Consider the following 14,559-nt stretch of genomic DNA (forward strand, 5'->3'; position numbering starts at 1 on the left):
GGCGTCCGTCTAGACGGATACAGCTCTCACGCGCTCGGTCGAGCGCCTGATCACCTCTGAAATCTGCAGAAGTTGCTTGGCAAGCGGCGTTGCGTTGCGCCAGATCATGCCGATCGAGCGCACCGGCGCGGGTGCCTCGAAATGCGATACGGAGACCTGCGCGGAGCGCGTTTCCATTGGCACCGCCATTTCCGGGATCAGGGTAATACCGATACCGGCGCTCACCATCTGAACCAGGGTCGATAGCGAACTGCCTTCCATCACCTCACGGGACTGGGTGGAGCCGACATGGCAGAAGGAGAGGGCCTGATCGCGGAAGCAATGCCCTTCTTCCAGGAGCAGAAGCCGCATTCTCGGCAAGGTCGAGCGCTCCGGCACGGGCTTGTCATGATCTTGCTGTCGGCGAACCAGCACGAATTCCTCATCGAACAGCTTCAACTCGGTCAGCGATGGTTCCGAGATGGGTAGTGCGACGATGGCAAGATCCAGAGCGCCTTGTTTCAGCTCCTCGATGAGTTTGGCCGTCTGGGTTTCCCTGATCTGTATCTCGATGCCGTCGAAGGCCTTGTTCAGATCATTGATGATGGTGGGCAGCAGATAGGGTGCGACGGTTGGGATGACGCCGATGCGCAGGCGCGCCAGAAACGAGTTCTTCGACGTGCGTGCCAGTTCGCCCAGTTCGTCCATGCCTTGCAGGATTTGACGCACGCGCACCGCAAAGGCCTGGCCGAATGCCGTCAGCTTGATTTCCCGCGCGCTGCGCTCGAACAGTTCGTTGCCCAGTTCCTGCTCCAACTCCTTTATCTGCATGGACAGTGCCGGCTGCGAAATAGCGCAGGCGTCGGCTGCGATCCTGAAGCGGCGATGGCGGGCCAAGGCTTCGAAATAGCGAAGCTGTTTCAAGGTGATATTCTTCATAACTCCAGCTTATCGCAACGATCAGTAAATCCAACTTAAATTTATGGCAGCTAGTCGCTAAAAGGTCGTCAGGAGAGGTTATATCTCGCTGGTCGGGCACGATTTTGTGAGGCTGCGATCTGGCCGGACCGACATTATGCATTTTTTGACTGCACGACTCTCTTTTTGAAATCGCCCACTGATTAAGTGACATGGAGTATAAAATGGACCAGAAAACCGATAGCGCAGGCCAATGTCCGGTCGCGCACGGCCAGACGCCTAAATCCGTTCGTTCGAACAGGGATTGGTGGCCAAACCAGTTGAATATTCAGATCCTCCACCATGGATCGTCGCTCTCCGACCCGCTCGGGCCCGATTTCGATTACGCTGAACAGTTCAAGAAGCTCGATCTGGATGCCGTCAAGGCAGACCTCCACGCGCTGATGACCGATTCGCAGGATTGGTGGCCAGCCGACTTCGGTCACTATGGTGGCCTGTTCATTCGCATGGCCTGGCACAGCGCCGGCACATACCGCATCACCGATGGTCGTGGTGGCGCTGGTGCCGGTCAGCAGCGTTTCGCACCGCTGAACAGCTGGCCTGACAATGCCAACCTCGACAAGGCCCGCCGTCTTCTGTGGCCGATCAAGCAGAAATACGGCAACAGCATCTCTTGGGCGGATCTGATGATCCTGACCGGTAACGTTGCGCTGGAATCCATGGGCTTCAAGACCTTTGGTTTTGCTGGTGGTCGTGCCGACGTATGGGAGCCGGAAGAGCTGTTCTGGGGTCCGGAAGGCACGTGGCTGGGCGACGAACGCTATAGCGGCGAGCGCGAACTGGCGGAACCGCTTGGTGCCGTGCAGATGGGCCTCATCTACGTCAATCCCGAAGGTCCGAACGGCAATCCCGATCCGCTGGCCTCTGCCCGCGATATTCGCGCGACCTTCGCTCGTATGGCGATGAACGACGAGGAAACCGTCGCTCTGATCGCTGGCGGCCACACATTCGGCAAGACGCATGGCGCTGGCGATCCGTCGCTGATCGGTGCCGAGCCGGAAGGCGGTGAGCTTGAGGCGCAGGGTCTGGGCTGGCACAGCAAGTTCGGCACCGGCATCGGCAAGGACACCATCACCGGCGGCCCAGAAGTCACATGGACGCAAACACCGACGCAGTGGAGCAACTTCTTCTTCGAAAACCTCTTCGCTTTCGAATGGGAACTGACCACGAGCCCGGCGGGTGCCAAGCAGTGGGTGGCAAAGAATGCCGAGCCATCCATTCCCGATGCCTATGATCCATCCAAGAAGCATCTTCCAACCATGCTGACATCGGATCTGGCGCTGCGCATGGACCCAGCCTATGAGAAGATTTCACGCCGCTTCCTCGAAAACCCGGATCAGTTTGCCGATGCCTTTGCGCGTGCATGGTTCAAGCTGACGCACCGCGACATGGGACCGAAGGTTCGCTATCTCGGACCGGAAGTCCCGGCAGAAGACCTGATCTGGCAGGATGTCATTCCGCCGGTCGATCATCCGCTCGTCGATGACGCCGATATCGCCAGCCTCAAGGCGAAAGTGCTCGCCACCGGTCTCACGGTTCAGGAACTGGTGTCGACGGCATGGGCATCCGCATCCTCGTTCCGCGGTTCGGACAAGCGTGGCGGCGCCAACGGTGCGCGCATCCGTCTGGAGCCACAAAAGAACTGGGAAGCCAACCAGCCGACACAGCTGGCCAAGGTTCTCGGCGTTCTTGAAGGCATCCAGGCAGATTTCAATGCTGGACAATCCGGCAAGAAGATTTCGCTGGCGGACCTCATCGTGCTGGCCGGTGCTGCCGGTGTCGAAAAGGCGGCTCAGGCCAGTGGTCATGGTGTCGTTGTTCCGTTCACGCCGGGTCGCACCGACGCGTCTCAGGAGCAGACGGATGTGCATTCGTTCGAGGCGCTTGAGCCCCGCGCCGATGGCTTCCGCAACTATGTCAGCAAGACCCGCCACCAGTTCATGAAGCCGGAAGAGGCCCTGGTGGACCGCGCCCAGCTGCTAAAGCTGACAGGACCTGAAATGACGGTTCTGGTCGGTGGTCTGCGTGTGCTCAAAGTCGGCGAGCCGGAACATGGTGTCTTCACGCGCCGTCCGGAAACCCTGACGAACGACTTCTTCGTCAACCTGCTGGACATGGACCTGCAATGGGCACCTGTTTCCGGCAAGGACGGCGTCTATGAAGCGCGTGACCGCAAGACCAACGAGATCAGATGGACGGGTACGCGCGTCGATCTGATCTTCGGTTCGCATTCGCAGCTTCGTGCTCTGGCCGAGGTCTATGCCTCGTCAGACTCAAAGCAGAAGTTCGTCACGGATTTCGTTTCGGCCTGGAACAAGGTCATGAATGCAGACCGTTTCGATCTGGTCTGATACAGAAATATGAACCCCTGATAGTACCGGGCGTGGCTCCTGCCACGCCCGGTATATAGGCCTTTGAAATTTCGAAACCATTTGCAAATATTTTACCGATTTTGCTAACGATCTCTCAAAACATTGGATAAACCGATGTTATGCGGCAGCTTCTGTAACATCTGGCGCTGCTGTTCATTTCCTCGATCAGCCACGGCTTCAACAGATACGGATAAAAACTCGCCAAGAGTATTGTATCGAATCCTGATATAAGGTTTTTTAAGAGCTCGCAATATTGGCGGGTGATTGGCCAGCGTGTTTCGAAGGACAACAACAATGCGTGCTGCGCAGTTCGTTCTCAGTGCCTTTTTGTCGCTCGCATGGCTCTCAGGTGCCAGCGCCGGTTCGCTACCGTTGCCATCTGGCAAAACCATCTTGACGATCTCCGGCAACATAACCAATACCAATTCGGATGGCTCCGCACAATTTGACCGGGCCATGCTTGAGGGACTGGGCGTTGTCACGGTGGAGACAAGTTCGCCATGGTATGACGGGCGGACTCGTTTCGAGGGGGTTTCGCTGAAGAAATTGATGGAGTATGTCGGTGCCAGTGGCACGACGGTGACGGCGGTGGCTTTGAACGATTATTCAAGCACGCTTCCGCTCGCGGACTTCCAGAAGTTCAACGTTATTCTCGCCATGAAGCGAAACGGGACGTACATGGAAGTTCGTGAAAAGGGTCCGCTTTTTGTGATCTACCCCTATGACAGTACGCCGGAGCTTCAAACACAGACATATTATGCACGTTCCGCTTGGCAGGTCGCAAAGCTGATCGTCGAGTAAAGGTGCACATTGCGAAAGGTATTGGCGGTCATTATTTGCTGCTTCGTGTTGGCAACCGGCTATATCGCCTATGTCATCGCCGAACGGCAAAACGCCCTGCAGAAATTCTCGCGATACAATGATAGCTGGGCCGTAAGCCAGACAGTCGCCGAATATCTGCGTCTCCAAAACACACTCTACGAGTTTGCGCTGGCCCCCGAGAGTGTGAGCCGCGACGATCTTCATCTGCGGCTCGATATCATGCTGGGCAGGCTTGAGCTTTTGCAGCACGGCAAGCTCGGCGCATTCATCACCGAGCGCCGGGAATGGCGCGATCTCGTGTCCAAACTGAATGACATACTGGTCGACCTCGACAAGAATGTCGACCAGATGCGGCCGGACTATGTGCGCGCACTGTTGCCGACCATGGGCGCACTCGACGGGCCGCTGACCACACTTGCATCGTCGTCGCTCGCCTTTGACGTGGACCTGATCGATTCAGCCCAGGCGGAAGTGCGCCAGCTCCACATCATCTACACCTGCCTTGCAGGTGGCCTCATCATTTGCGGCATTGCACTCATTTTGCTGCTCAACCGGCACAACAATCTGCTGGACCGTGCGCAAAAAGACATGCGCGGACTGACGGACGAATTGCGGGCAGCCACGCTGGAATTGCAAGAAAACAACGTTCGGCTGGCCCATGATGCCTATCATGACGCCCTGACCGAATTGCCCAATCGGGCGTTGTTCCGTCAGGAACTGGACGCCAGGCTCGCCGCCCCCACGTCACGCGCGGCCACTGTCTTGCTGCTCGATCTCGATGGCTTCAAGGACATCAATGATACGCTCGGACACGATGTCGGCGATGCGCTGCTTCAGGCGGTGGGCGCGCGCCTGTCATCGCTCAACAAAACAGGCGATACGGTGTGCCGACTGGGTGGCGATGAATTCGCGGTCATTTCGAGCGGAATGCGTGAAGATGATGCGATGGCGTTCGCAACACGGCTGATCGAGGCCATCAGCAAGCCTTACATCTTGGGCGAAATGGAAATCAAGATCGGCACCTGTGTCGGCATTGCCGTTTCGCAGGACGTGATGAATGCCGACGAGTTGTTCAAGCGCGCCGATCTGGCTCTCTATGAAGCCAAGGCACAGGGCCCTGGCAGCGCCAGTGTGTTTCAGGCCTATATGCAAAAGCAGCTTATGGAGCGCCGTTCCTTCGAGGCAGACTTGCAACTGGCTTTGCAGAACAACGAGATGGAAGTCTACTACCAGCCGCAGATGCTGACCAAGACCCGCGAAATCTGCGGGTTCGAGGCGTTGTTGCGCTGGACGCATCCCGTGCGCGGCAAGGTTCCTCCTTCAGCCTTCATTCCCGTCGCTGAGCGAACCGGGCTGATCCACTCCCTTGGGAAATGGGCCCTGGACACAGCCTGCCAGGAAGCCAAGACGTGGAAAAAGGATATGAAGGTTGCGATCAACCTGTCGCCCCTCCAGTTCCACAGCACCAGCCTCATTCAGAATATCGTCGATGCGCTGGAGAAAACCGGTCTCGATCCGAGCCGGTTGGAGCTCGAAATCACCGAGTCCGTGCTGCTGAACAAAAACGATCAGACTTTGGAGACATTGCAAAAACTGAAAGGCGTGGGCATACAACTGGCCATGGACGACTTCGGCACCGGCTATTCGTCGCTGGGCAATCTCAAGGGCGTTCCCTTCGACAAGATCAAGATTGATCAGTCTTTCCTTCGCGACGTCCATACCGACCCGGATGCGCTCGCCATCGTCGAATTCATCGTCGGCATGGCCAAGAGCCTTCGCATGAAGACCATTGCCGAAGGCATTGAAACACAAGAGCAATTCGATTGCATGACAAAGCTTGGCTGCGACCAGATGCAGGGCTATCTGCTCGGCAGACCTGCACCGGCTGACAAGCTTGCTGCCTTCCGGTAATCCCCGCTACAGACCTGCAACGGCGCGCTCGATTGCCGTGTCGAGAACGTCGAAGGTGTGCGATTGGCCTTGCTCAAGCCCCAGAATGCGCAGTGAAACATCCCGACCTGTCCCAAAGGCCAGCAGGCTGGATATTAACATCAAGGCATCGGCCCGGTCGGATTGCGATACGGTGTGCGTGTTTCTGATTGCGCAGATCAGTTGCGCCACCACCTCGACACCCGGCTGCCACAGCCTGTCGTAGAGAATGTCGAAGGCCGGTCCCCGGTCACGCAGTTCACGCATAGCGAAATCCGCCTGCGCTTCTCCGGTCTTGCTGTCCAGGAACAGGCGTAGCACCATCTTCAACGTGTCGGATAACAGTGTGCGGCATTGCTGGGGCGATGGCTGGCCGGATTGAAACAGATGCGCCGCGCCGCTCATCAGCGAGATCGCCGAGGCCTGGTAGGCCGCGACGATATCCTGTGCGCAGGCACGGTAGAGCCCTTCCTTGTTGCCAAAGTGGTAAGCGATGGCCGGAAGCGCCACACCGGCGGCATCGGCTATGGCACGCGTCGTTGCACCACCAAAACCCTTCAATCCGAATTCGGAGAGCGCAGCCGTCAGAATGGCCTGCCGGGTGACTTCGCTTTTGGCGTAGCCGCTGCGCGGCAGTTCGCCCGACCCGTCAGCCATGCGGACGTCCCACCTTCGAGCCGTCACTGGCAAATTCCGCGTGGCCATATCGCTTGAGCAGGCCATGCAGCTTGCCGACCAGATGTCGGTCGGCAACATCGCGTACGACGGGTATGTTGGAGAGCGTCCGAAACAGTCGAAGCTGCGAGAAGATGCGCGCCGCCGTGACCACGGCAAGGTTGCGATCCCGGAAGGTGTAGCTGACACCCATGGCCTTCGCGCGTGCCGTGTCGCCTTTCAGAAAATGGCGGATGAAGAAAAATTTGGCGAAACTGCGTTCAAGTTCACGGTCGATCCTGCCCAGTGGTGTGGGTTCGTGGGTCAGTTCCGCTTCGAGAGTGCCACGCACCAGCGAGCCGCAGGTGGCATCGTCAAAGCCGCTGCGCAATGTGGCCTGACGCGCCAGCATCAACCGCACGATCTCTTCCGGGGTTTCGCCCAGCAGTTCCTTTGGCAGACCAAGCAGAAAGCAGCGATAGCGGGCGATTTCGATGCGGGCCTGCTCGTTTGCCGTAAATGGCCGGTTGGTTTGAAGTGCGTGCGCGGCGATCAGCAGCGAACCGATCTGCCCGGCGGGCATCTGGTCGACCTGCGGGATGGGCACGCCATAGACGCTGGTATCCCACACGCCCTCGCGACGCATGACGTTGACCCGTACCATGGAGTGCATGAGCCGCACCATGGCGGCGGCCTTGAAGGCTGCACCGTGCCGTTCCAGCGCGCCGGGCATGACGGTCAGTGTGAAGAAAGTTGCCGTTTCCAGAACCCGCTTTGCCGCAAGTTGATCGGACAAATTGCCAGTCAGCGCCATGGGAAGTGCGGAATAGCGGTTCATGAAGGTCGCCAGAAACGCACCCCGGATGGCGAAGGGAACGAGATGCGCATATTGGTTTCGCTCGATCCGCGCGCCTTCATTCACCAGAGCCATATCGATCCAGTCCGGCCTTGCCTCCATCGCGCCGATGAAGGCCGACAGTTCCGGTGGGGCATCGGGTACCGCATCCAGGCCCTTGTCGCAGGCCAGTTGCAGCATATCGATCAACTGGCGAAAACTGAAGTCTCCCATGCGGGCCGCGTAGGCATCGGCTACCGTATCGCCAATCAGCGTGTAGGCCGCCATCTGTTCCACCAGCGCGTCATTCGCCAATATCTCGGCTTTCATTGCATCGAGGCCCGGCAGGCTCTCGCCATCGCCATCGACGGTGAAGCGTTCCGGCATTTTGGAAAAATCGATTTTTCCGTAGATCGCCGGGACCTGATGTGCCTGCTGTTCGATCTGCTGCCACAGAGCAGGATGAAACTGTCGCTTCTGCATGGAGACGTTCCTTTTCTATCAACTGATAGATATTGATCGAATGAGAGCATTCAAGTCTTACCGGTGATTTCTTGCAGTGTGAGATTTGGTGCGATTTCTAAGGATTTCAAAAATACCGACTGCCAGTACCATGGTCTCTGTCGTGCTCTGAGGCTTGCCGGAGGGTGAGCGTGACGCCAGGTGTGAACACAGGACACAGCAGAGGACACGGAACATGTCGCGCGCCCAACACCAAGCGCCGGCGCAGCTTCTTGGCTCGACAGGCATGTCGGCCTTCTCCCGGGCTGCGCTCGGCATCGGCATCATCAGCGGTGTGGTCAACCTGCTTGCTTTGACATCGCCTATCTTCATGTTGCAGGTCTATGACCGCGTCTTGTCCAGTGGCAGCGTTCCGACGCTTGTGGGGCTAGCCATCCTTGCCATCGGGCTCTACGCCATTCAGGCCATCCTCGAAATTATACGCGCACGCATCCTCGTCAGGATCGGTGAGGCATTCGACAATCGCCTGTCCGGCAGGGTGCATGATGCCGTTGTACGCCTGCCTCTGTCGTCGCGCATGCCGGGCGATGGTTTGCAGCCGCTGCGTGATCTGGACAATGTGCGTGGTTTTCTGTCGGGGCAGGGGCCGACCGCCTTGTTCGATTTGCCGTGGATGCCGCTTTATCTTAGCCTGTGCTTTCTCTTCCACTTTTGGATCGGCATGACCGCGCTGGTGGGTGCGATCGTTCTGGTCACGCTCACCTTGCTGACGAATGCTCTGTCGAAGAAGCCCGTCCAGGATGTGACGAGGCACAATATGAAACGCAACGGGCTGCTGGACGGCGCACGGCGCAATGCCGAGGTGGTTCGCGCCATGGGCATGGGAAAGCGTGTCGGCTTGCGTTGGGCGGGCGCCAACAGCGATTACCTCACCGCCAGCAGATCGGCAGGCGACGTCTCCAACATGCTTGGCAGCATTTCGAAGACGCTGCGTGTCATGCTGCAATCGGCCATTCTGGGCGTTGGTGCCTATCTCGTCATTCGTCAGGAGGTGACGGGCGGCGTGATGATTGCAAGTTCCATCATGATGGGCAGGGCGCTGGCACCTGTTGATCTTGCCATCGCCAACTGGAAGCCGTTTCTAATGGCGCGGCATAGCTGGCGGCGGCTGAAAGAATTGCTGGTGACCATCCCTGACGACGTATCCGTCACCGCTTTGCCGACACCGACCAGAGACCTTCGCGTCGAAGGCATCGTGCTCGTGCCACCGGGCGAAAAGAAACCGACGGTGATGGGACTGGACTTTTCGCTCAGCGCTGGCAGTGCGCTGGGCGTGATAGGACCATCCGGCTCTGGAAAGACGACGTTGTCGCGGGCACTCGTCAATGCATGGGCTCTCTCATCGGGAAAAATCCGTCTCGACGGCGCAAGTATCGACCAATGGGACAGTGTCGCGCTCGGTCAGCACATCGGATATCTGCCGCAGGGTGTGGAGCTGTTCGACGGAACGATTGCTCAGAATATCGCCCGATTTGAAGAGGGGGCCGATCCGAAGGCTATCATATCGGCTGCACAATCGGCCGGTGCTCATGATCTCATCTTGCGTCTGGAGGACGGTTACGAGACCGGCATCGGTGAGGACGGGTCGGCGCTTTCGGCGGGGCAAAGGCAGCGTATCGGGCTGGCACGAGCGCTTTATGGCGATCCGTTTCTGGTCGTGCTGGACGAGCCGAACGCCAATCTCGATGCGCAGGGCGAAGCCGCCGTCATGAACGCCATTGCGTCGGTGCGCGCCCGGGGTGGCATCGCCATCGTCGTGGCGCATCGCCCCAGTGCCATCGGTGCGGTCGATCTGGTTCTGGTGATGGAGGCCGGACGACAAAAGGCGTTCGGGCCGCGTGACGAGGTGCTTTCTAAGGTTTTGAAAGGTGCCGAACCGGCGGCACCACCGCCAAAGAGCTTTTCCGTTCCCGGTTACGGCGTGCGTCCGCTTCGTGCCGTGGCACAACAGTTGGAAACGGTGGGTGGCGATGCGGGGGACGGACGTGATGTCTAGCGGCAATGGTTTCGATGTGTCCCGCTCCATCCGTCGCCACCTGCTGGCGGGACTGGCTGCCTGCACCGTTCTGGTGGGCGGTGCAGGGGCGTGGGCGTCCGTCACGTCCCTGTCGGGGGCTGTGGTTGCGCAGGGCCATTTCGTGGTCGGTTCCTACGTCAAGAAGGTCCAGCACCCAACCGGCGGCGTGGTGGGTGACATTCTGGTTTCAGAGGGCGACGCGGTCAAGGCAGGCGATGTTCTCATGCGGCTGGATGCCACACAAACGCGGGCAAATCTGGCCATCGTCACCAAGAGGCTGGATGAGTTGACGGCGCGGCTGGCGCGGCTTGAGGCCGAGCGTGACGATCTTTCGGACATCCGCTTTCCAGACGCCATCCTGGCCCGTCAGACTGAGCCGGACGTCGCCTCGGTCATCCACAGCGAAAGGCGTCTGTTTGACTTCCGCCGTCAAGCGAGGGAGGGCAAAAAAGCGCAGCTTTCGGAGCGCATCACTCAGTTCGGCCACGAGATCGATGGCCTGAAAGCGCAGGAGACCGCCTATAATGATGGCATGCTCGTGCTCCAGCAGGAGATCACTTCTCTCACAACGCTGCGCAGGGATGGCGTGGTCTCGGACCAGCGCCTAAATGGACTGAAGACACAGATCGCAACGTTCGGCGGAGAGCGGGGAGAGAAGATCGCTTATCAGGCGCAGGTCGCGGGCAAGATTTCCGAAACCCGCCTGCAAATTCTTCAGATTGATCAGGATCTCAAATCCGAGGTCAGCAGCGAACTCAAGGATGTTCAGGCGCAGGTGGGCGAATATGTCGAGCGCAAGATTTCAGCCGAAGACAATCTGAAGCGGGTCGATATCATCGCGCCGCAATCGGGTGTGGTTCATGAACTAGCGGTTCACACGGTGGGCGGGGTCATCAGCCCCGGTGAGGTCATCATGTCCATCGTGCCTGAAGAGGATGCTCTGGCGTTGGAAGTCCAGATTGCGCCCAAGGACATCGACCAGATCAGCCTTGGCCATGCCGCGCGGCTGCGCATGTCTGCCTTCAACCAGCGAACGACACCGCAATTGAATGCACATGTAACGCGCATCGCCGCCGATCTCGCCACCAATGAAAGGACCGGCGCCTCCTATTACGTGGTGCGTCTCTTGGTTGCGGATGGTGAAACCGAAAAGCTGAAGGGTTTGAAGCTGGTTCCCGGTATGCCCGCCGAGGCTATGATCCAAACCGCAGACAGGACCGCACTGTCCTATCTCGTCAAACCGCTGTCCGACCAGATCAATAGAGCCTTTCGCGAAGAGTAATGTCAGTATTCTGTCAGGTAGCGTTTTGAATACCACATCTGACTGTTTTCATGTCCGCGCGTGGTTGCCAACTTACGTTACGTAAGTAGAAACGACTCCAGAGATATGTCGTAAATATACTGATTATATTGGCTTATTTTTCTACGCTCGTGAATGAATTAACCTCGTTTAAATTGTTTTCGTTCAACAGTGAACACTCACTGGCGCTTCATGAAGAAGTGCGTTCTTCTCTGGCACCACGATGGTGAACGTTCACGATTTCGCGAGCGTTGCGGATGTGTCTTGCCGGTTTGTTAAACGCTTTCCGAGGGCCTATGTCTTTCCTGCAAAACGCGAAAATCCGCACCAAGGTACTTTCTCTCATCATTCCCGTCGCACTCATTGGTTTAGTGGGTCTCGGCGTTGTCTCCAACAACTACAAAAATGCCGATAACACTTATTCCGATTTCATTTCGAACAACGCTGTCGGATCGACGGAATTGTTTCGGGCAAACACGGCATTGGTATCGATCGGTTATGATGCGACGCTGGGCCTGATGATGCGTGAGCAGTCTGCCGATACGGCGAAGGTTGAAGAAGCCTACAAGAGCGACATCGCGACAACGATGCGGCGTCTTGAAAACGCAAAGAAACTGCTGCCGGATCTGACGGGTCAGGTCGATGAATTGTCTGGCCGTGTCGACCAGATCGTTGCTTTGACCAATAAGGTCTGGGTGGATGCCAAGTCTGGCGATTTCCAGACTGCCCGCAAGACGCTGATGTCCGTCAACCCGATGATCGACCAGTGGCGCAGTGACATTCGCGTTCTCAGCGAAGGTAACCTCAAAATCGTTCTGGATAAGTCCGATGGTTTGACGGACCAGACGAATTCCACGATCCTGACATCTCTGGTGGTCCTTGCGCTTCTGTTCATGGCTGCCATCATCTTGGCGCTGTTCGTGTCGGCCCGCGGCATCACCGGCCCGATCGATCGTCTGCGCACCCGTATGGTGTCGCTGGCAAGTGGCGAAACGCAGGCCGAAGTCGATGGTCTCAACCGTCGTGACGAGGTTGGCCAGATGGCCGAAGCGGTTGCCGTGTTCCGCAACAGTGCGCTTGAGCGTATCCGCCTCGAGCAGGAAGCCGATGCCAATCGCTCCATGTCCGAAAAAGAACGGATTGCCCGCGAAGAGCAGAAGGCCAAGGAAGCCGCAGACACCAGCTTTGCCGTCGACAATCTGGCCGATGCCCTGTCGCGTCTTGCCGATGGCGATGTTTCTTACCGCATCAGCCAGCCGTTTGTTCAGCATCTGGACGTGGTTCGCGCCAACTTCAACTCGTCTGCCGAAAAGCTGCAGTCTGCACTGAACCGCGTGGCCGACAACGCTCGTGGTATCGACGCCGGTGCCAATGAAATCCGCGCCGCTGCCGACGATCTGGCCAAGCGCACCGAACAGCAGGCAGCATCGGTCGAAGAAACCGCAGCGGCTCTCGAGCAGATCACCACGACGGTGAAGGACAGCACCAAGCGTGCACAGGAAGCCGGTCAGCTGGTCTCCAAGGCCCGCACCGGTGCCGAACAGTCCGGCGATGTGGTTCGCAAGGCCGTGATTGCCATGGAGCAGATCGAGAAGTCCTCGTCTGAAATCTCCAACATCATCAGCGTCATTGATGAGATCGCTTTCCAGACCAACCTTCTGGCCTTGAACGCCGGTGTGGAAGCGGCACGTGCCGGTGAAGCAGGCAAGGGCTTTGCGGTCGTGGCTCAGGAAGTCCGTGAACTGGCCCAGCGCTCTGCCAATGCCGCCAAGGACATCAAGGCACTGATCACCACCTCCAACGGTCAGGTTCAGCAGGGTGTGCAGCTGGTAGGCGAGACAGGTCGTGCTCTGGAAACCATCGTTGCTGAAGTGCAGGAAATCAACCGTCACGTGGTGGCGATTGTCGATGGTGCGCAGGAGCAGTCTTCCGGCTTGCAGCAGATCAACACAGCCGTCAACCAGATGGACCAGGATACGCAGAAGAACGCGGCGATGGTCGAAGAGCAGACGGCAGCCAGCCATACGCTGGCCCGCGAAGCCGCTTCGCTCAACCATCTGCTTGGCCAGTTCAAGCTGGGTGGCGGATACGAGGCACCGCGCCAGGCCACGCAGACGGAACGTCCGGTTCAGTCTCCGGCCCGTGCGCTGGGCCGCAAGGTGGCCTCTGCCTTCAACGGCAATGCCGCTGTGAAATCGGATTGGGAAGAGTTTTGAGCCGAAAGGTTTGAATGACCTGAACCGATACGATCATCATAAACACCGCCCGCGCTCGTCGCGGGCGGTTTTCGTATGGGGATTTCGTTATCCCGTTGAATGTCGTAAGTGAACATATCGATATGGTTGTGGGATACGGGCGCAGATGAATACGAATGATAAGGTGGATGACAAGGAGCGGCAGACGCCCCGTCGGGGGTTCGGCGTGTCCACGGTCTATGAGACGCTCCGCAACGAGATCATCGAGCTGAAGCTCGCTCCAGGCAGCCCCATCGATGAAGTGCAGCTTTCCGAACGTTTCGAGCTTTCCCGCACGCCGATTCGCGAGGCGCTCGTCAAACTGTCTGCCGAAGGCCTGATCACGACCCTGACAAACCGGGCGACCATCGTGTCGCAGATCGATTTTCTGGGTCTGCCGGAATTTTTCGATGCGCTGACACTGATGTATCGCGTCACCACCCGCCTTGCCGCCGCAAACCACACGGCGGACAACATCGTGACGATCAAAGCCTTTCAGAAATCGTTTGAAAGAGCTGTCGATGAGCGCGACGTGCTGGCGATGATTTCCACCAATCGCGATTTCCACCTGGCGATCGCCTATGCGGGCGGCAATCGGCATTACGCCGAGCTTTTCACCCGGCTGCTGGACGAGGGGCGCCGTATTCTCCGCCTCTACTACTCCTCCTTCAACGATGTGCTGCCGCGCCATTATGTCAGCGAGCATGAGGACATGATCCAGGCGATCATCGAGCGGAACGTGGATAAGGCGGACAAACTTGCTGTTGTTCATGCCGACCAGATCGTTGAGCAAATCCGTTCTTATATCACCGCCGATACGCGCCAGAGCGTGGATATCGCTCTTTAGACGGGTTGGCACAAAGCAAGCTCACCCGACTGGAAAGATCGCGGCGCAGCATTGTATTTTATTTGTCGAC

At 58.0% G+C, this 14,559-nt stretch carries 10 protein-coding genes; 7 read left to right on the plus strand and 3 right to left on the minus strand.

Features of this window, described 5'->3' with window-relative positions; all coding sequences use genetic code 11:
• Positions 1–9: 9 nt before the first annotated feature.
• Positions 10–918, minus strand: coding sequence for a hydrogen peroxide-inducible genes activator (locus tag RRU01S_RS07270; RefSeq protein ID WP_045229529.1), 909 nt, complete (start codon positions 916–918; stop codon positions 10–12).
• A 203-nt stretch (positions 919–1,121) separates the two neighbouring features.
• Between RRU01S_RS07270 and katG the strand changes: the two genes are divergently transcribed.
• The 3 genes from katG to RRU01S_RS07285 all read left to right on the plus strand — a co-directional run bounded on the left by katG (position 1,122) and on the right by RRU01S_RS07285 (position 6,062).
• Positions 1,122–3,308 carry a catalase/peroxidase HPI gene (gene katG / locus RRU01S_RS07275; RefSeq protein WP_045229530.1) on the plus strand — a complete coding sequence of 729 codons (2,187 nt, stop codon included), beginning with the start codon at positions 1,122–1,124 and terminating at the stop codon, positions 3,306–3,308.
• Positions 3,309–3,623: 315 nt separating this feature from the next.
• Positions 3,624–4,130 carry a putative pterin-binding protein gene (locus RRU01S_RS07280; RefSeq protein ID WP_045229531.1) on the plus strand — a complete coding sequence of 169 codons (507 nt, stop codon included), beginning with the start codon at positions 3,624–3,626 and terminating at the stop codon, positions 4,128–4,130.
• A gap of 9 nt (positions 4,131–4,139) precedes the next feature.
• The gene (locus RRU01S_RS07285) at positions 4,140–6,062 is read left to right on the plus strand and encodes a putative bifunctional diguanylate cyclase/phosphodiesterase (protein WP_045229532.1); all 1,923 of its coding nucleotides are present in this window, start codon (positions 4,140–4,142) and stop codon (positions 6,060–6,062) included.
• Between the two features lie 6 nt (positions 6,063–6,068).
• Here RRU01S_RS07285 and RRU01S_RS07290 read toward each other — a convergent pair whose 3' ends face one another.
• Positions 6,069–6,737, minus strand: a complete 669-nt coding sequence (locus RRU01S_RS07290) for a CerR family C-terminal domain-containing protein (RefSeq protein WP_052816003.1) — start codon at positions 6,735–6,737, stop codon at positions 6,069–6,071.
• Positions 6,730–8,052 carry an oxygenase MpaB family protein gene (locus RRU01S_RS07295; RefSeq protein ID WP_045229533.1) on the minus strand — a complete coding sequence of 441 codons (1,323 nt, stop codon included), beginning with the start codon at positions 8,050–8,052 and terminating at the stop codon, positions 6,730–6,732. The genes RRU01S_RS07290 and RRU01S_RS07295 overlap by 8 nt, the downstream gene beginning before the upstream one ends.
• Before the next feature lie 214 nt (positions 8,053–8,266).
• Between RRU01S_RS07295 and RRU01S_RS07300 the strand changes: the two genes are divergently transcribed.
• The 4 genes from RRU01S_RS07300 to RRU01S_RS07315 all read left to right on the plus strand — a co-directional run bounded on the left by RRU01S_RS07300 (position 8,267) and on the right by RRU01S_RS07315 (position 14,489).
• A complete protein-coding gene (locus tag RRU01S_RS07300; RefSeq protein WP_045229534.1) occupies positions 8,267–10,087 on the plus strand; it encodes a type I secretion system permease/ATPase in 1,821 nt (606 codons plus the stop codon).
• Complete coding sequence (locus RRU01S_RS07305; protein WP_045229535.1) at positions 10,080–11,390, plus strand: HlyD family type I secretion periplasmic adaptor subunit; 1,311 nt, start codon at positions 10,080–10,082, stop codon at positions 11,388–11,390. The genes RRU01S_RS07300 and RRU01S_RS07305 overlap by 8 nt, the downstream gene beginning before the upstream one ends.
• A gap of 314 nt (positions 11,391–11,704) precedes the next feature.
• Complete coding sequence (locus RRU01S_RS07310) at positions 11,705–13,624, plus strand: methyl-accepting chemotaxis protein (protein ID WP_045229536.1); 1,920 nt, start codon at positions 11,705–11,707, stop codon at positions 13,622–13,624.
• 145 nt (positions 13,625–13,769) lie between these two features.
• Complete coding sequence (locus RRU01S_RS07315) at positions 13,770–14,489, plus strand: GntR family transcriptional regulator (protein WP_045229537.1); 720 nt, start codon at positions 13,770–13,772, stop codon at positions 14,487–14,489.
• The last annotated feature ends 70 nt before the right edge of the window (positions 14,490–14,559 follow it).

The sequence above is a fragment of the Agrobacterium rubi TR3 = NBRC 13261 genome (genome assembly GCF_000739935.1).
GTDB lineage: Bacteria > Pseudomonadota > Alphaproteobacteria > Rhizobiales > Rhizobiaceae > Agrobacterium > Agrobacterium rubi.

What these genes read in the sequence shown, in the direction of transcription:
- RRU01S_RS07300 (WP_045229534.1), top strand. Translation starts at nt 8,267, where the DNA reads ATGTCGCGCGCCCAACACCAAGCGCCGGCGCAGCTTCTTGGCTCGACA.
- RRU01S_RS07315 (WP_045229537.1), top strand. Translation starts at nt 13,770, where the DNA reads ATGAATACGAATGATAAGGTGGATGACAAGGAGCGGCAGACGCCCCGT.
- RRU01S_RS07305 (WP_045229535.1), top strand. Translation starts at nt 10,080, where the DNA reads ATGTCTAGCGGCAATGGTTTCGATGTGTCCCGCTCCATCCGTCGCCAC.
- katG (WP_045229530.1), top strand. Translation starts at nt 1,122, where the DNA reads ATGGACCAGAAAACCGATAGCGCAGGCCAATGTCCGGTCGCGCACGGC.
- RRU01S_RS07295 (WP_045229533.1), bottom strand. Translation starts at nt 8,052, where the DNA reads ATGCAGAAGCGACAGTTTCATCCTGCTCTGTGGCAGCAGATCGAACAG.
- RRU01S_RS07310 (WP_045229536.1), top strand. Translation starts at nt 11,705, where the DNA reads ATGTCTTTCCTGCAAAACGCGAAAATCCGCACCAAGGTACTTTCTCTC.
- RRU01S_RS07290 (WP_052816003.1), bottom strand. Translation starts at nt 6,737, where the DNA reads ATGGCTGACGGGTCGGGCGAACTGCCGCGCAGCGGCTACGCCAAAAGC.
- RRU01S_RS07280 (WP_045229531.1), top strand. Translation starts at nt 3,624, where the DNA reads ATGCGTGCTGCGCAGTTCGTTCTCAGTGCCTTTTTGTCGCTCGCATGG.
- RRU01S_RS07270 (WP_045229529.1), bottom strand. Translation starts at nt 918, where the DNA reads ATGAAGAATATCACCTTGAAACAGCTTCGCTATTTCGAAGCCTTGGCC.